The organism is Betaproteobacteria bacterium (genome assembly GCA_016713305.1).
Lineage (GTDB): Bacteria > Pseudomonadota > Gammaproteobacteria > Burkholderiales.
Map to the genome: position 1 here is coordinate 201,679 of JADJPK010000005.1, position 17,041 is coordinate 218,719.

15 protein-coding genes are annotated in these 17,041 nt (G+C 66.5%); 6 read left to right on the top strand and 9 right to left on the bottom strand.

The window, feature by feature from the left end; all coding sequences use genetic code 11:
- The first annotated feature begins 113 nt into the window (after positions 1 to 113).
- Positions 114 to 494, top strand: a complete 381-nt coding sequence (locus tag IPK20_05915; GenBank protein MBK8016296.1) for a GFA family protein — start codon at positions 114 to 116, stop codon at positions 492 to 494.
- Positions 495 to 540: 46 nt separating this feature from the next.
- On the opposite strand, the gene IPK20_05920 is transcribed toward IPK20_05915, so the two are convergent.
- The 4 genes from IPK20_05920 to IPK20_05935 form a co-directional block, all read right to left on the bottom strand.
- Positions 541 to 1,311 carry a sterol desaturase family protein gene (locus IPK20_05920; GenBank protein ID MBK8016297.1) on the bottom strand — a complete coding sequence of 257 codons (771 nt, stop codon included), beginning with the start codon at positions 1,309 to 1,311 and terminating at the stop codon, positions 541 to 543.
- A gap of 77 nt (positions 1,312 to 1,388) precedes the next feature.
- A complete protein-coding gene (locus IPK20_05925; protein ID MBK8016298.1) occupies positions 1,389 to 2,084 on the bottom strand; it encodes a GntR family transcriptional regulator in 696 nt (231 codons plus the stop codon).
- A gap of 148 nt (positions 2,085 to 2,232) precedes the next feature.
- Entirely contained in the window at positions 2,233 to 2,703 is a 471-nt protein-coding gene (locus IPK20_05930; protein MBK8016299.1) for an EF-hand domain-containing protein, read from the bottom strand.
- Between the two features lie 302 nt (positions 2,704 to 3,005).
- A complete protein-coding gene (locus tag IPK20_05935) occupies positions 3,006 to 3,803 on the bottom strand; it encodes a class I SAM-dependent methyltransferase (protein ID MBK8016300.1) in 798 nt (265 codons plus the stop codon).
- A 112-nt stretch (positions 3,804 to 3,915) separates the two neighbouring features.
- Between IPK20_05935 and IPK20_05940 the strand changes: the two genes are divergently transcribed.
- The 4 genes from IPK20_05940 (at position 3,916) to IPK20_05955 (ending at position 8,716) form a co-directional block, all read left to right on the top strand.
- Complete coding sequence (locus IPK20_05940; protein MBK8016301.1) at positions 3,916 to 5,043, top strand: ABC transporter substrate-binding protein; 1,128 nt, start codon at positions 3,916 to 3,918, stop codon at positions 5,041 to 5,043.
- A 221-nt stretch (positions 5,044 to 5,264) separates the two neighbouring features.
- Entirely contained in the window at positions 5,265 to 6,140 is an 876-nt protein-coding gene (locus tag IPK20_05945) for a branched-chain amino acid ABC transporter permease (protein ID MBK8016302.1), read from the top strand.
- Between the two features lie 79 nt (positions 6,141 to 6,219).
- The gene (locus tag IPK20_05950; GenBank protein MBK8016303.1) at positions 6,220 to 7,989 is read left to right on the top strand and encodes a branched-chain amino acid ABC transporter ATP-binding protein/permease; all 1,770 of its coding nucleotides are present in this window, start codon (positions 6,220 to 6,222) and stop codon (positions 7,987 to 7,989) included.
- A 1-nt stretch (position 7,990) separates the two neighbouring features.
- On the top strand, positions 7,991 to 8,716 hold the full coding sequence (locus tag IPK20_05955) for an ABC transporter ATP-binding protein (protein ID MBK8016304.1): 726 nt from the start codon (positions 7,991 to 7,993) through the stop codon (positions 8,714 to 8,716).
- Between the two features lie 169 nt (positions 8,717 to 8,885).
- Here IPK20_05955 and IPK20_05960 read toward each other — a convergent pair whose 3' ends face one another.
- On the bottom strand, positions 8,886 to 9,764 hold the full coding sequence (locus tag IPK20_05960) for an MBL fold metallo-hydrolase (protein MBK8016305.1): 879 nt from the start codon (positions 9,762 to 9,764) through the stop codon (positions 8,886 to 8,888).
- Positions 9,765 to 10,038: 274 nt separating this feature from the next.
- Here IPK20_05960 and IPK20_05965 point away from each other — a divergent pair, with 274 nt between their 5' ends.
- Positions 10,039 to 12,669: an EAL domain-containing protein gene (locus tag IPK20_05965; protein ID MBK8016306.1), complete on the top strand. Its 2,631-nt coding sequence runs from the start codon at positions 10,039 to 10,041 to the stop codon at positions 12,667 to 12,669.
- Between the two features lie 10 nt (positions 12,670 to 12,679).
- Here the strand turns inward: IPK20_05965 and larB are convergent, their stop codons facing one another.
- The 4 genes from larB to IPK20_05985 all read right to left on the bottom strand — a co-directional run bounded on the left by larB (position 12,680) and on the right by IPK20_05985 (position 16,931).
- On the bottom strand, positions 12,680 to 13,387 hold the full coding sequence (gene larB / locus IPK20_05970; protein ID MBK8016307.1) for a nickel pincer cofactor biosynthesis protein LarB: 708 nt from the start codon (positions 13,385 to 13,387) through the stop codon (positions 12,680 to 12,682).
- Positions 13,384 to 14,208 (bottom strand): adenine nucleotide alpha hydrolase, encoded by an 825-nt coding sequence (locus IPK20_05975; GenBank protein MBK8016308.1) that lies wholly within the window; start codon positions 14,206 to 14,208, stop codon positions 13,384 to 13,386. The genes larB and IPK20_05975 overlap by 4 nt, the downstream gene beginning before the upstream one ends.
- Positions 14,205 to 15,470 (bottom strand): LarC family nickel insertion protein, encoded by a 1,266-nt coding sequence (locus IPK20_05980; GenBank protein MBK8016309.1) that lies wholly within the window; start codon positions 15,468 to 15,470, stop codon positions 14,205 to 14,207. The genes IPK20_05975 and IPK20_05980 overlap by 4 nt, the downstream gene beginning before the upstream one ends.
- Before the next feature lie 135 nt (positions 15,471 to 15,605).
- Positions 15,606 to 16,931 (bottom strand): DUF2088 domain-containing protein, encoded by a 1,326-nt coding sequence (locus IPK20_05985; GenBank protein ID MBK8016310.1) that lies wholly within the window; start codon positions 16,929 to 16,931, stop codon positions 15,606 to 15,608.
- Between the last annotated feature and the right edge of the window lie 110 nt (positions 16,932 to 17,041).

Genomic DNA, 17,041 nt, shown 5'->3' on the forward strand with positions numbered 1-17,041 from the left:
CGCGGTGTTCCGGAGGCGTCTCCGGAAGGAATCGCCACGCTCCGGTCCGACTCTGGAACGTGCAGCCGACCGGCCTTGGGGCGCGATGGAGTCTGCAGCACGGGAGCGAAGCGATGGAACGGACATACCAGGGGGGTTGTCACTGCGGACGCGTGCGGTTCGAGGTCGCCGGCGACCTCTCGAAAGCCACCGTGTGCAATTGCTCGATCTGCAGCAAGAAGGGCTTCGTGCACCTCATCGTGCCCAAGGAAGCCTTCCGCCTGCTGTCGGGCGCCGACGATCTTGCCGACTACCGGTTCAACACGGGAGTGGCGCACCACCTGTTCTGCAGGCACTGCGGCATCCACTCCTACTATGTTCCGCGGTCGGATCCCGACAGGATCGACGTCAACGTGCGCTGTCTGGAGGGTGTGAATCTGGACGAGCTGGAGCCCGCTGCCTTCGACGGGCGCAACTGGGAACGGGCGATGAGCAGCCACGTGCCCTGGCGTTGAGCCGGGCAGCGCGGCGCCGTGTCGTCCCGCCGGACCGGCTCGTCCTTCAGGCGGGCTGCTGCGCCGGTTCGGACCCGGACAGCGTGTGGCGCGCGAGAACCGGCTTCAGTTCGGGCTTGATGTGACGCTCGTCGTAGCCGTTGAAGATGTGGCCCAGGAGCCCGCGGTCCAGGTCGCTCGTGCCCATCATCCAGTCGGCGATGGGAAACGTGAGATTCATGTTGAGGTCCATCATGATTCCCTGGTTGTGATGTGCCGTGTGATGCCTGCGGATCGTGTTCACGAAGGGAATGTTGCGGACGAACCAGTTCTCGTGGACGTGGCAGCAGTAGTGGAAGGTCTCGTAGAGCAGATACTGCCCGACGATCGTCACCATCAGCACATACCCCGCGTTCGGATTGATCAGCGTGCCCAGCAGCAGCGCGAACGGAGTCCCCATGCCCATGAACGTGAACAGGGCGCGCCAGGGAAAGAAGATGATCCGGAACTCGCGCGTCGAGTCGACCGTCATCTCGTTGTTGGTGAAGTACTGGTGGTGCTGCCGCGTGTGACGGTCGTAGATCGCGCGCAGCGCCCACACGTCGATCAGCCGGTGCATCACGTACTTGTGGATCCACCACTCGAACAGGTTCGAGAATGCGAAGACCGGCACGACCAGCAGCCATTCCCACGAGGCGCCGGCCATGCGGGACAGGCACCAGGCAATGACGGAGATGCCCACCGCGTACATCACGCCGACGTGCACGAGGCCGTGGTAGTAGGGGCTGATCTCGGCCTGGTACCCGGCGCGGAACTGGCGCTGGCGCTCGCTCATCATGGTGGACCTCCGGAACGTGTCTTTCGCGAGCGGCTAATGTACGACTGATATATCAGATGCGCAAGGCGGAGCCTGCGTCAGGGTTCGGCGGACGCCGTGGCCCGGGTGAAGCTTTCGATGTTGTCCAGCAGGGTGTCCAGCGCGGCCGCGGCGGCGGCTTCCTTGCCGTCCGCGATGGCGCGCGCCACGTCGGCATGCAGTCTCGCGGCCTCCGGCATGTCCGCCGCCTGGCGGTAGTGGTGGTACCAGAAGCGCCGGGCGAGCGATTGCATGTTGGCCATCGCCGCGGCGGCGAACTCGTTGCGCGCGGCGACGAGGCACAGGTCGTTGAACTCGCGGTCGGTGCGCATGAAGGCCACGTCGTCGTTGCCGGCCGCCGCAGCTTCGAACCGCCTCGCCAGCTGCGAGAAGGCGTTGCGCTCCTCGGCGGTGGCGCGCCGGGCAGCACTGCGGGCCACGAGCCTTTCCACCTCGCGGCGCAGTTCCAGCAGCCGCAACTGCGTGCGCACGTTGATCTCGGAGATCACGATGCCGCGCCGGGGCAGGATCTGCACGAGCTTCTCCCGCGCCAGGCGCTGCAGCGCTTCGCGGATGGGAGTGCGGCCGATGCCCAGCGCTTCGGAGAGCATGGTCTCGGAGACCACGGTCCCGGGTGCCAGCTCCAGCCGGACGATCATCTCCTCGAGCGCGGTATACGCCACATCCGTCAGCGATGCGGCCTCGGCCGGCACGGGTGCTGCCCGAGTGGCAACGGTTCTCCGGCTGCGCGGCATGCGTGCAGCCGTCTTCGGAATGGATTTGTTCATGACCTCCGGCGACCCGCACACATGCGGGACGTGCGGCCGAAGGATACCGCCGGGCGGGCCGGACCGAGCGGTCGGCAAGCGCGGCGGCCCCGCAGGGAGCCGCCGCGAAGGTGACCTACTTCGGCATCCGCTTCTGCTTCATGTAGGCATGGACTTCCTCCATGGAGACGGTGCCATCCTTGTCTCCATCGATCGCTTCGAAATTCTCCGACACGCGCGGCATCGCCTTCGCTTCCTCCCTGTCCAGCGTGCCGTCCTTGTCCTTGTCCGCGTCCTCGAATGCAGCCTTGCCCTTCTGATGCATGCGCTTCATGCCGCCCATCATCCGCTTCGCTCCGGCCGAGAGCTCTTCCATGGACACTGTCCCGCTCTTGTCCGTGTCCAGCCGGTCGAAGTTCTTGGCGATCCGGGGCATCGCCTTCGCTTCCTCCCGGTCCAGCGTTCCGTCGCCGTCCTTGTCGGCGCTCTTGAACTTCGCTTCCATGCCTTCGTGGTGCCCGCCCTCGTGGTGATCCGCCAGAGCGGAGGTGGCGGCCAGGGACAGCAACGCAGCGGCCACGGCGGCCGCGATTCGGGATTCGTTCACGCGATTCTCCTTCGATGGGTTGACCGGCGGACGGCCGGCCGTCGTTCGGGCGGTTTGAGCCCGATGCCTCGCGCACGAGAGCGCACGAGCAGCCGCGCGGACCTGGCGGAACAGACAGGGTTCCGGCTTGCCGGGCAGCTGACCAAGGTCAACGCGCAGCCGCCGGTACCGCTGACATCGTGGTCATTGGGCAAGGGCGAGCGGGGACCCGGAAGAAACGCGAGCATGGCCATGACCACATTCGCCGGCACCCCGGCGGCCCGGCGAAGAACCGGACGATCGGAGGCGGGGACGCCGCCGCTTCAGTCGCCCGTCAGCCGTCCGATGTAGACCCGCGTGTCGTATTCGAAGGCGACCGTGTCTTCTGGCGACACCGTCCGGTCGAACAGCGCCCGGAGTTCCCCGAGCAAGGCATCGCGCCGCGGACCTTCCTTCGGCACGTAGGATTGCGAATCGTGCCGCGCCACCAGCAGATCCCAGTCGAAGACCTGCACGTTGTCGAGCACGACCGCCTCGAAGCCGCGCGGATGGAAGAATTCCGCGAGCACCTCGTCCGTGACATTGCGGTGCACGACCTGAAGATATTCGGGGCAGTGCTGCACGAGCAGGGCTTCGTAGCCGCGAAGGAACTCCGTGGTGTCGAGTCTCCTGTCGTTCCAGACAAGCACCACGCTTCCGCGAGGGCGGAGGATGCGCGCGAACTCGATGCGCGCGCGGGGCCGGTCGAACCAGTGGAACGCCTGCGCGGCCGTCACCATGTCCACGCTTCGTTCCGGTAGGCCCGTCGCTTCCGCCGGCGCGGCGATGCTGGTGAATCCCGCCAGCCCGGCGAGCAGTTCCTCGCCTGCCTCGCGCATCTCGCGATTGGGTTCCACCGCGCGAACGCGCGCGCCGTTTTCCAGCAGCAGCCGGGTGAAGAGCCCCGTGCCGGAGCCGACGTCGGCCACCTCGATGCCGGGGACGAAACCGCAGTGCAAACGCAGAACATCGACGAGTTGCGGCGGGTAACCAGGGCGCGCGCGCACGTAATCGGCGACGCGGTTTCCGAATCTGACGGTGGCGGCGGTCGGGGTCACGACGGGGAAATCTCTCGTTGACATCGTTCTTGGCCGGAACATAGCATACCGTCCGCTCCGATCGAGACGGAGCCCACTGGCAGTGCGCGTCCGGCGCAGATCGGATCGTGCGGCCCGTCGAAAAGTCGGAGGAGTCATGCGGTACTGGATCAACTCGGTCATCGTGGCCGCAGCGATGACGGTCTCACTTTCGTCGCACGCGCAGGACACCATCAAGATCGGCCTCGTGAACGAAACCACGGGCCCCAACGCGGAAGCGGGCAGCTACACGGTGAATGGCGCCCGGCTCGCGCTCGACGAGATCAACGCCTCCGGCGGCGTGATGGGAAAGAAGCTCGAGTTGAAGCTCGAGGACAACCAGAGCACGAATCCCGGCACCGTGCTCGCGTTCTCCAAGCTCTTCGCGGAGAAGGGCATCGCGGCCATCATCGGGCCGATCCGCAGCACGCAGACCCAGGCCGCATCTCCCACCGTCGCCAAGGCGGGCATTCCCACGATGATCGGCGGGACCGACCCCAGCCTTACCAAGGTCAACAACCGCTGGCTCTTCCGGGCCCGGCCCAACGACTCCTACTCCTCGCGGGTCATCGCCGATTTCGGCGTGAACACCCTGAAGAAGACCAAGTGGGCCATCATCCACTCGACCGACGCCTTCGGTTCGGGCGGCATGAACGCGCTCGCGGCCGCGCTGAAGACGCTGGGCGTGACGCCCGTGCTGGTGCAGGGTTACACGAACAATTCGCAGGACTTCACGCCTGTCGTCCTCGCCATCAAGAAGTCCGGCGCCGACGTCATCGGGACATACATGACCAATTCGCCCGACGTCGGCATCTTCGCCAAGCAGCTGAAGCAGCTGGGCGTTCAGGCCGAGTGGGTCGGCTCGCCGTCCGTGGTGACCGACACCGCGATGAAGCTCGCGGGCCCTGCCCTGCATGGCGTCTACGGCATCGCGGATTTCACGCCGGAGGCCTCCGCGGAGTCCAAGGCGTACACGGCGAAGTACAAGGAGCGGTTCAAGCTCGACCCGGATGTCTATTCGAGCTGGGCGTACGATGCGATGAAGGTGCTGGCGCTTGCCATCGGCAACGCGAAGAGCACGGAGCCGGAAGCGATCCGCAAGGCGATCGTCGCGATCCATGGATGGAAGGGGGTCGAAGGCACCTACAACTTCGACGACAAGGGTGACGGACTCCGCGGCTACAACGTCGTCAAGAACGAAGGCGGCAAGGTGTCCTTCATCAAGCACATCGACTTCAAGGACTGATCACGAAAACGCGGGCGCTGCCCGCGTTTTCGTTTGCACGACAAGAGGGGGAGGAGGACTCGCCGCCGGACCGGATCGAGGGATCCGGTGGCGACAGTCTGTCCCGGGGGGAGCCGGGATTCGATGGCCGGTTCGCGGGGGCTGCACGGAGTGCGCAGCGCTCGCAGACAGGGTCGCGGGTCCGGACACAACGCAACGGCAAGAGCGGGCACGTGCAGATACTGTTCGACAACTTGCAGGTCCTCTTCCAGGGCCTCGCGCTGGGAAGCATCTACGCGCTGGTGGCTCTGGGGTTCGTCCTCATCATCCGCGCCACGAACGTCGTCAACTTCGCCCAGGGCGACTTCGCGATGCTCGGTGCGTACGCGATGGTGCTCTTCTTCACCGGGTTGTCGTGGCCCTACTGGCTCGCGTTCATCGGCGCGCTCGTCGCCATGTCGATCTTCGGCGTGCTGTTCAATCTCGGCGTGTACTACCCGCTGCGCAACCGGCCGTTCCTGCCGGTGCTCATCAGCACGCTGGGCGCATCCATCTTCCTGCAGAACACCGTGCTGGCCGTGTTCGGACCCCAGCCCAAGCCGCTGGACAAGGTGCTCGACGCGGACGGCATCACGGTAGGCGGCGTGTTCCTGGACTCGCAGTACCTGGTGATTCTCGGCGTGACGGTGGCGCTGGTGCTGTTCACCTTCCTCTTCTTCGAGCACACGCTGATCGGCAAGAAGCTCCAGGCCACCTCCCAGGACAAGGACATGGCACGGCTTCTGGGGATTCCCGTCGCGCTGATGATCTCCATCACGTTCATCTACAGTGCCGTGCTGGGCGGGATCGCCGGCGTGCTGGTGGGGCCGATCCTCTTCGTCTCCATCGGCATGGGATCGATCATCGCGCTGAAGGCGTTCGCCGCCACCATCATTGGCGGCTTCGGCGACGTCACGGGTGCCATTGTGGGAGGCCTGCTGCTGGGGGTGATCGAAAGCCTCGCGGCCTATCACATCTCGGTGCCCTACAAGGACGCCTACGCGTTCCTGGCCCTGTTCATCTTCCTGCTGTTCCGCCCATCCGGCATCTTCGGAGAGAAGGTGTCGGAGAAAGCATGAAGACACCGCCCCCGTACGGATCCGCCCCGGGCGGGTCTGCCTGCGCCTGCCGCGCCACGCCCTCACCGCGCCGTTGAACATGCGACGACTCCATCTTCCGACCCTGATCGTCATCGCTGCGCTCGCGGTCGCCGCTGCCGTGGTTCCCTACATGTTCGAAGTGAGCCAGTACGTCGTGCAGATGTTCATGCAGGCGGTCACCTACGCCATTGCGGTTCTGGGCATGGTCGTGGTGCTGGGCTATACGGGGCAGATCAACCTGGCGCAGGCCGCGTTCTTCGGGTTCGGTGCCTACGGTGTGGCGCTGGGAATGGCGAGCGGTTCGCTCGGCTTCTGGATCTCGCTGGCGCTGGGCGTCGGCACAGCCACCGTGGCGGGGCTCGCACTGGGGCTCACCACGATCCGCCTGGGCGGTCACTACCTCGCGATGATCACGATCAGCTTCCAGCAGATCTTCGACCTGGTGCTGGTCAACTGGATCGAGGTCACACACGGACCCGACGGAATCGCGGGCATCGGACGTCCCTCGCTGTTCGGATTCGAACTCGCCGACGACCGCGCCTACCTGCTGTTCTGCGCAATTGTCCTCTACCTGCTCGTCTTCGCCGTGTGGTGGCTGCCGAACACCCGTCTGGGACGGGGCATGCGGTCGGTGCGCGAGAACGAGCTGGCGGCCGAGGTGGTGGGCGTGCACACATTGCGCACCAAGGTGGTCGCCTTCGCGCTGTCGGCGCTTCTGGGTGCGATCGGTGGCGGCCTGTACGCCGCGGGATTCGCCTACATCAGCCCGGACAATTTCAACTTCGCGCGGTCCATCGAGTTTCTCACCGCAGTTCTCCTCGGCGGTGCCCAGTCGCCCTTCGGCGGTGTGATCGGCACCGTGCTGATCGTGCAGATGCCCGAATGGCTCAAGCATCTGCCGGAGGCACTGTCGTTCATCAAGGACGTCTACCTGGCCGTGTACGGCCTGGGCGTGATCCTGATCATGGTGTTCCTGCCCGAAGGCATCTGGGGCCTCATCAAGGCAGGGCGGGCGCGTTTCGCGAAAGCTCCGACGACCGACACTTCCGGGGTGATGCCGCTCGACTTCGATGTTCAGGCGGGCAAGGGGGGCGCCCTGCTGCAGCTCGACAGGCTGGCGAAGCACTTCGGCGGCCTGAAGGCGGTCGACGGGATCGAGATGGAGGTGCAACGCGGCACCGTCCACGCGCTCATCGGCCCCAACGGATCGGGCAAGACGACCTCGCTCAACGTGGTGAGCGGAATCTACAAGCCCACCGAGGGGCGGGTCGTGTTCGAAGGCGAGGACGTCTCGCTGCTGCGCCCGCACCAGCGGGCCGGCAAGGGCGTGGGCCGCACGTTCCAGAACATCCGGCTCTTCTCGACCCTTTCCGCGCTCGAGAACGTCATGGTCGGTGCGCAGCGGGACAACAACCCCATTCCCTCGGGCGACAAGGCGCTGAGGGCGCGGGCGATGTCCGCGCTGTCGTTCGTCGGGCTCGCGGATCGCGCGCACATGATCGTGCGCAACCTGCCCTACGGGCATCAGCGGCTGGTGGAGATCGCCCGGGTGCTCGCGGGCCATCCCAAGCTGCTGCTGCTCGACGAACCGGCCGCCGGTCTCAATCAGACGGAGAAGATGGAACTCGTGGAACTGCTCAAGCGGTTGCGCGGGCACGGTCTCACCATCTTCCTCATCGATCACGACATGGGCCTGGTGGAAAAGATCTCCGACCGCATCACGGTGCTCAACTTCGGCCGCAAGATCGCGGAAGGCTCGCCCCAGGAAGTCCTGCGCAATCCGGACGTGATCGCCGCCTACCTGGGCACTTCCGGACCGGTGAACTGACATGGCTCTGCTCGAACTGCGCGACGTCCACAGCTACTACGGCAACGTCCATGCGTTGAAGGGCGTGAGCCTGCGCGTGGAACAGGGCGAACTGGTGACGCTGCTTGGCGCGAACGGCGCCGGCAAGAGCACCACGCTCAAGACCATATCGGGCCTGGTGCAGCCGTCGCGCGGTGAAGTCTTCTTCGAGGGGCAATCGCTGCAGCGCACGGCGCCCGAGGCCATCGCGCGCATGGGCATCAGCCACGTGCCCGAAGGGCGGCGAATCTTTCCCGGACTCACGGTGCGGGAGAACATCCTGCTCGGCGCCTCCAATCGCAAGGGTGTGCGCCGCGCGCAGCTCGAGCAGGAAGCCGACGAGATGTTCGGGATCTTTCCCGAGATCAGGCCGTTCGAGAACGCGCTCGGCTGGACGCTCTCCGGCGGCCAGCAGCAGATGCTGGCCGTGGCACGCGGCCTCATGGCCAAGCCCAAGCTGCTGCTTCTCGACGAGCCGTCGCTGGGGCTCGCGCCGCTCATCGTGCAGAACCTGTTTGCCACCATCCGTCAGATCCGCTCGCGCGGCACCACGATCCTGCTCGTGGAGCAGAACGCGAACATGGCGCTGTCGGTGGCGGACCGTGGTTATGTGCTGGAGACCGGCCAGCTCACCGTGGAAGGTTCGCCCAAGGACCTGCTGGACAACGAGGAAGTGCGCGCCGCCTATCTGGGCGGCCACCACGGCTGAGCACTGGCGCGTCGCCGCTCCCGTTCCGTTGGCGGAAGCAGCGCCAGGCGCGCGTCACCTGTCCCGCCCGCGACGCGCCGACCGGAACAAGAGAGTCTCGCAAGACCCAATCAATGGTGCCTGGTGCCTGGGTGCCAGCGTCGGCGTGCCGTTCGTCCTGCCGGTTGCCCTATCCGTTCGCTGACTCACGAGGCTTCCCGGTCCCCATGCGGTCCTGTGAGGGCAGCAAAGCCTGCGTCCGCCGCCGCAGCCCTTCGGGCAGGCGGGCATCCAGAATCGCATTCACCTCGCCCGGGGCGTACATCTGCGACAAGTGCATGAGCACGATGTGCTCGTTGCGGAAGCGGTCGGCCCGTTCGATCAGTTCGTCCAGGTGAATGTGACAGCCCGCCCGCGTGGCTTCCAGCGACTTGCGCCCGTCCAGGAACGTAGACTCGATCACGAGCACCTTCGTGTCGAGCAATTCGGGGTGGTGATCGAGCACCGAGACGAGCGTGTCGGTGACGTAGGCGAACTCTGCGATGTCGTGCAGGGCGAAGAGATCTTCGCCGGCGGCGGACCGTCGCCGGATCTCCTGTCCGCCGAGCCCGTGGAACTCCGCCTTGAGCCGCCGCACCCGCCTGACGATCTGGTAGGCGAGACAAGGGACGACGTGGAACGCCTGGCAGGCGCGGATCACGAGATCTCCTTCCAGCGGGCACTCCTCGCCGGCGCGCAGCCCGACGGCCTCGATGGTGAGCGGCCAGTGCTGCAGAACGCTCATGGCTTCCAGCGCGGCGTTCACGTGCGGCACGATCTCGGCCGGCATGACGACACGCAGAGGCCGCTGCATTCCGTTCAATGCGCGGATGCCCAGGAGCGCGGACAGCGCACCGGCGTGGTCGACGTGCCCGTGCGTGAGCAGCAGCGTCCGGACGCCGGCGAACGAACGCAGTGCCATGCCCGCATCCAGACCGATCCCGTACTGGGGGACGTGCAGGGCGGTGTGGATGCCGCCCACCGAAACGCCCCTTACCGTCAGCTGTCCTGCCTTGATCTCCTGCAGCATCGATACCGTTTCCAGGGAAGGTCCGGCCAATGTACGCGGATCGCGTCGCAACGGGAAACGGACGATGGCAAGTCGGGAGGCGAAGACGGGCCCGGGCGTACGCAGCGGCCGCGCACATGCGTCCGCTGAAACCCGGTGTCATCGGGCGGGACACTGCCGATTCTCATACTGGACAAGCGTCCGTCGCGGATGCATTGTCGCAGGTGAAAATGAGAGCGCCACTCCTGGCGATCGGACAGCCGATGACGCAGCCGCGCGCAATCCCCCGGCGCCGATGAACGACCGCACCCGCTATTCCCCCGCCCTGGGGGCAGGGGCCGGAATCTGGGACTGGAATCTGTCCCAGAGCGTACGGTTGTCCCCCTATCTCGAGACCCTGCTCGGGTTCCCTTCGGGCAGCTTTCCCGGCAGCCTTGCGGCCTTCCTGGGTCTGTTGCATCCGGTCGATGCGGTCCGCGTGCGCGATGCGCTGGAGGACATCCGGCGGGGCACGCGAACGCTGACACTGGAATTCCGCGTCGCTTCGGGCGACGGTCAGTACCGATGGTTCGCGGCCCAGGCGGAAATGCTGGCGGGCACGGCGGAGACGCCTTCGCACCTCGCCGGCACGATGCAGGAGCTGAGCCCGTCGGCCGTGGCGGACCGGCGCATGCGCCGGCAGCAGGATGCGCTGCTGTGGCTGGCGACCCGTCCCGAACTGCGGACAGGCCCGTTCCCGGAATCCCTGAAAGTCGTGGCCCGGGTCGCTGCGGAAACGCTGGACGTGCAGAGGGTGGGTATCTGGCTGTTCGACGCAACCGACACCCGGCTCGACTGCCTCGAGCTGTTCGACCGGCGGGAGGACCGGCACAGCCCCGTCCCGTCGTTGTCCAAGGGCTGCTATCCCCAGTACTTCGGCCACGTTCGCGACTCGAGAGCGATGGCCATCGCGGATGCGCAGTCGGACCCGCGATCGTCCGAGCTCGCGCAGGACTATCTGGCGCCGCTCGGCATCTCGGCGCTGCTCGACGCGGCGATCCGGCGCGAAGGTCGCAACGTGGGCGTCGTGTGTCACGAGTACAGCGGTCCGGCACGGGCCTGGACGCTGGACGAGCAGGGCTTCGCGGCGTCCGTGGCGGACCTCGTGGCGGAACTGCTGGAAGGGGATGCCCGCAGGAGCGCCGAGGACGCGCTGCGCCGAAGCGAGGAGCGCTATCGCGCCTTCGTGGAACAAAGCACCGAGGCCATCTGGCGGGTGGACGTGACGGACCCCATCCCTGCTGGGGCGTCGCCCGCCGAACAGATCGACCGCCTGGTCAGGCATGGCAGGCTCGCCGAGTGCAATCTCGCGCTTGCACGCATGCTGGGTTTCGAATCCTGCGAAAGCATCGTGGGGCGTCCCATGGCGAGCCTGGTGGGCGAGCGCAGGACGCGGGCCATTCTCGAGACCTGGCTGGACGCGGGCGGCCGGTTGCGCGACTTCGAAGTGCAGACGCAGGATCGCGCGGGCGCCGCCCGCTGGCTTTCGGTGTCGCTCATCGGGGTGCGGCAGGACGGCCTGCTGACGCGCATCTGGGGGACGTGGCGCGATGTCACCGACCGGCGTGTTGCGCTGGCGGCTCTGGAGCATCAGTCACGGCACGATGCGCTGACGGATCTCCCCAACCGGACCCGCTTCGCTGCGGATCTGGCCGACGCCATCGAGACGTGCCGCAAGATCGAAGGCCGCTTCGCGGTGCTGGTGATCGATCTCGATCACTTCAAGGAAATCAACGACACGCTCGGACATCCGATCGGCGACGCGCTGCTGGGCGCGCTGGGTCCGCGTCTGCAGTCGTCCCTGGACAGCGACCGCGAGACGATCGCGCGGCTGGGCGGAGACGAGTTCGCGATCGTGCTGCGCAGCCCGTCGTGCATTCACGATGCCGAGGCGCTGGCGCTGCGGCTGCTCTCGGCAATCCGGCAGCCGTTCAGCCTGGAAGGTGCGCGTCTGGAGATCGGCGCGAGCATCGGCATCAGCGTCTTTCCCGACGACGGGACCGATGCGGCCAGCCTGTTGCGGCGCGCCGACATCGCCATGTACAACGCCAAGCGCTCGCGCAGCGGCTATGCCTTCTACCGGGCCGAGCAGGATCGTCACAGCGTGCGCCGGCTCAACCTTCTGAGCGAGCTGGGCACGGCGATCCGCACGCGGCAGATCGTTCTGCACTATCAACCCAAGGTGATGTTGCGCGATGGCCGCGTGTGCGGGCTCGAGGCCCTGTGCCGCTGGCAGCATCCCGAGCACGGCATGGTGCCGCCTGACGAATTCATCCGGCTCGCGGAGATGGGCGATCTCATCCGGCCGCTCACGTCCCTGGTGATCGACGAGGCCCTGGCCCAGTGGGCACGCTGGGCCGCAGGCGGCCTGCGTCTGCCGGTCGCCGTCAACCTGTCGCCTCGCAGCCTGGTGGACGACGCGATCCTGCTGGATCTGGGGGATGCCCTGGACAAGCACGGCGTTCCGCCCGGCTTCGTGGAACTGGAACTGACCGAAAGTGCCTTCCTGCACGATCCGGAAAGGGCACTCACGTTGCTCGGCCGCATGCGCGCGCTCGGCGTGTCGCTCGCCATGGACGACTTCGGCACCGGCTTCTCGTCCCTGTCCTATCTGCGCCGGATGCCCATCCGGGCGCTCAAGATCGACAAGTCCTTCGTCATCTCCATGGCGGACCACCATGCCGATCAGGCGATCGTGCACTCCGTCGTGGATCTCGCGCGCAATCTGGGCCTCCTCGTCATCGCGGAGGGAATCGAGTCCGAGGGGATCGCGCGGCAGCTCCTGGATATCGGTTGCGAGATCGGCCAGGGGTACTGGTTCGCGCGCCCCCTGCCCGCCGATGCCGTGGCGGACTACTGTCTGCAGCGCGGTGTTGCGCCGTGCTGAGGAGGGCCTGTCAGGTCTTCGCGGCGTCTGCGTTTCCGGCCGGACCCGGAGCGGGCAGGACATGCGAGCCCAGCACGCGCAACGCCGCACAGGCGGCCCCGAAGCCGTTGTCGATGTTCGTTACCAGCAGGCCGGCCGCACAGCTGGACAGCATGGAGTGGAGCGCCGTGTGTCCTCCGGTGGCCACGCCGTAGCCCACGGACGTCGGCACGCCGATCACGACCCCCGGTGTGAGTCCGCCGACCACGGTCGGCAGCGCGGCGTCCATCCCGGCGACGACGATGACGACGGGGAGATGGCGGATCTCCTCCACGCGCTCCATGAGCCGCCAGATGCCGGCCACGCCCACGTCGGTGACCTCCAACGTGGGTTCGCCGTACCAGTGGAGCGTTCGGGAGACCTCGCGGACCACCTGGATGTCGGAGGTGCCCGCGGCAACGACAGCGACGCGTGTCGCCGTCCGCAGCGGCTCCGGGGCTCCGAAGTAGCCGGTCCGGGACAGCGGGTCGTACGCAACGGCGGCGCGATGATGCTCCGGCAACTGCGACATCTGCTCCTCGCTCAGGCGGGTGAGCAGGAGGCGCGCGTTGCGCTGCGCGGCCTGATCGAGGATGGCAGCCAGATGCGCGACCGGCTTGCTGCCGGCGAGGATCGCTTCCTCCAGCCCCATGCGACTGCGGCGATCGAAATCGAGGCGGATGTCCAGGTGCGCATTCATCGGGCGTGCACCTTCACCGGATGCAGGAAGGCGCTGCCCACCCGGTAGGGGGCGAACGCGACGCTGCCCGGGAATCCCCCCTCCCGGAACAGGCGCTCCACTTCCTGCGCGACCGGCGTACGCAGTTCTTCGGGCAGGGCGAGCGTCTGTGCATCCAGCTCGATCACGACGCCGTTGGCACGCACGCGGCACCGCACCGTGCGCGCTCCCAGCTTCTCCCGCACCAGATTCTCGCCCGCGTGCACGCAGGCCAGCATGGCGGGATCGATGCCGATCCCCGTTTCGATGCGGCTCGACAGGCACGGCGCCGAGGGAAGCTCGGCGATCTCGCCCAGCCCCACTGCGCGGGCGATGACGCGCACGCCGTTCTTGTCGATGCCGGCCTCCACGAAAGGATGACGGACGTCGTGCTCCTTCGCCGCTTCCAGTCCCGGCCGGTACTCGCCCAGATCGTCCGTGTTGGTGCCGGACACGATCTGCGCCGTCGTGGCCGGCCGGATGGCGCCGTACAGGCTGGTCTTGCAGTAGTAGCAGCGGTTCGACGGATTGGCGCGATACTGGGCATCGGAGAATTCGCCGGCATCGATGATCGTCAACGACCAGCCTTCCTGCTGCGCGATCGCCTGGGTGCGCTCCGTGGCCTCGCGCGGCACCGCGGGCGATACGGCATGGAACATCTCGACGCCTTCGCGGCCCGGCCGGCGGTGCGCCACGGTGGCCAGTGTGAGGCTGTCGATACCACCGCTCACGGCGCAGGCGACGCGCGGCATGGCGGCGAGCACGGCTTCGAGCCGTTCGAGCAGGTTCAGTGGGGCATTCATTTCTGGCTTCGTTCCTCTTCGCCATCGAGGCCGGAAGTCTCGGCGTCGTGACGTGTCTGCATGCGGCCCGCGGTGCCGCGCGAGTGGAGCGCGTCGTCGCTGTCCGCCTTGGCCGTGACCGAGTCGGCACGATGTGCGATCTTCACCCGGATCGAATGGTTGCCCACCTGTACGACCTTCATCTCGCGCGGCAGGCGGTGACGGTGCACCGTGTGATAGCGAAGACCGATGGTGGTGGTCTCGAGGAAGCAGGCTTCCACCGCGCGTGCCAGCGCTTCGGGCTCCGTCAGGACCTGCACGTGCGCGGCGACGCGTCCCTTCTTGCCGTAGGCCGGCATCTGCAGGACATCCAGGACACCCGCCAGCGAGCGGATCCTGTCCAGACCGATGGCGAGATCCTCCGGCGTCTGGTCGTCCACATCGAATTCGATCACCGCGGCCTCGGAGTCTTCCAGCGATGTGCGCGCCGCCTGCGGCTCGAACGCGAGCAGGCGCAGCACGTTGGCCATTCCGGGAAAGCGCCTCGTGCCGAAACCGTAGCCGTTGTGCCTGAGGATGCTCGGGCTCCTGGAGTGCCGCTGCTGATGGCAGGCGAGATGCCGGACGATCGCAGCGCCGGTGGGAGTGATGCGCTCGCCCTCCACGCCGTCATCGATGAAGGCGTAACCCTCGAGGATCGCGGCCGCGGCGGGCACGGGGACGGGCAGGCGCCCATGGGCCGTTCTGACGAATCCCGAGCCCAGGGGAAGCGTTCCTATGGTCCATTCCGTGGCATCCAGCGCGGTGATGAGATAGGCGGCACCGACGATGTCGGCCACCGAATCCCATTCGCCCAGCTCGTGGAACGACACGTCGTCGACCGGATGGCCGTGGATTTTCGATTCCGCCCCGGCCAGTACGGTGAAGATGCCGATCGCGTGATGCTTGACCTCCGGCGTCAGGGTGGAGGCCAGTAGATGCGTGCGGATGTCCGCGAAATCGCGATGCGTATGGGGGGCATGCGCGCCCTGCCGCAGCAAGTGACCCTCGGCGGGTGCGACCGGAACATAGCTGTCGCCCTGTCCCGGAATGTCGACGATGAAACGGCTGCCGGTGAGAGAGTGATCCTCGTGCGGCTCGAACCGGCAGTCGATGTCTTCCGGCAGGCCGGCCGCCCGGATCGCCGTCAGCATGCCTTCGCGCAACTGCGGAAAAGCGTCCGTGACGGCAGCGATGAACATGTCGCCGGCGATCCCGCCGACCGGGTCGAGATGAATCAGCATGAACGCGGGGCGGGCAGCAGGACGACCGCTTTCAGCGGCTCCCGGCAGTCTCGTGGAACACGGTCTTCAGGGCAGCGTGGCAACGCGTGCGAGGCAAGCGGGGACTCCGGCATGCCGGAGTCCCGCGCGGCGAACCTACGCCGTGGCGTGTTCGTGATGGCGTCCCAGCATGGGGTACAGCGTTCCCTTCGCATCGAACTTGAACGGCTCCGGTTCGCCCATCACCTCGAACATCGACGGGTTGGCCTTGATGAAGGGCAGCATCGGTTCGGACACGTGGATGTCCATGATCTCCAGCGTGTTGGCGATGCGCACGACCTTGGTGTCCTGCGGCTTCACGCGCACGACCGTCTTCACCGCGAGCTGGATGGCTTCGGCGTCCGTATTCATGATGAGCGGAATGCCCGCGCCGTCCAGGTACGTCGAGGTGATGATGTTCGCGTACGTCTTGGCGATGTCCAGATCCTTGTACAGGCGCATCGTGATCACGTCTGCGGCGCCCATGCCGGTCGCGTTGCCATGGGTTTCGGGCGTGAGTCCCAGCACGGCGATCTTCTTCACGAACGGCTTCATGTTCCACTCCACCAGGCGGCAGTTGCGGCCGGTGATGTTGGGGTCCATGCCCGAGCCCGAGATGTTCTTGCCGATCCGTTCCACGACCAGCACGTCGATCTCGTCGAACTGCAGCCGGGCCATCATTTCCTTGGCCTTTGCCTGGAGCACGGGCTCGCGTTCGAAAATCTTCTCCGCGGGAACCGCCTCGATGATGGCGGTCTCGTCGGCCGCGTTCTCGACCATCGCGACGCCAAGAAGGATGTTCTTCCTGGCCATGATGAGGCTGGCCGCGGCCGGAAGCAGCTCGCCGAACTTGTCCATGCCCTGCGTGTGCAGTTCGGTCGCGCCCACGATCTTGCCCATGCCAATGGTGAGCATCTTGACGATGCCGGATTCGATCGGTGCGCGGAAATTGGTGTGCGGCTTGACGCGGCAGACGACGACCACGCCGTCGGCCTCGGATGCCAGCTTGTCCATGTAGACCGGCATGCCGTCCGGCAGCTTGCCCACTTCCACCACGTCCATCTGGGAGCGGATCGGGCAGCCGACGAAGTCCTCGGTGATCCCGTAGCCTTCCAGCACTTCGTGCTGGCCTTCGGCCGTGGCACCGCCGTGGCTGCCCATGGCGGGGAAGATGAAGGGCTTGGCGCCCAGCGCCTTCAGTTCGGCGATGACCTGCTTGGCGCATTCCGCGATGTTGTTGATGCCGCGGCTGCCGCAGCCGACGGCGATGGTCATGCCCGGCTTCACCTTGGCACGCACTTCGGGGCGGAGGAACTCCGCGGCCACCGTCCTGGAGACATTCTCGACGCGCGGCAGCGCGAATTTCTGCCGCACATGGACCATGCGGGGCAGCGGTACGTCCAGTCCGCCGGCAATGTTGACCTCGATTCTGTCTCCGATCATGGGATCCTCCGATGCGTGATGGTTGCCGCCGGCAGACGGGTACGGCGGTGCCCGGCGAAGCCCTTGGATTGTGCCATCTTTGACCAGTGTCTGACTCGTTCGGGCGCCTC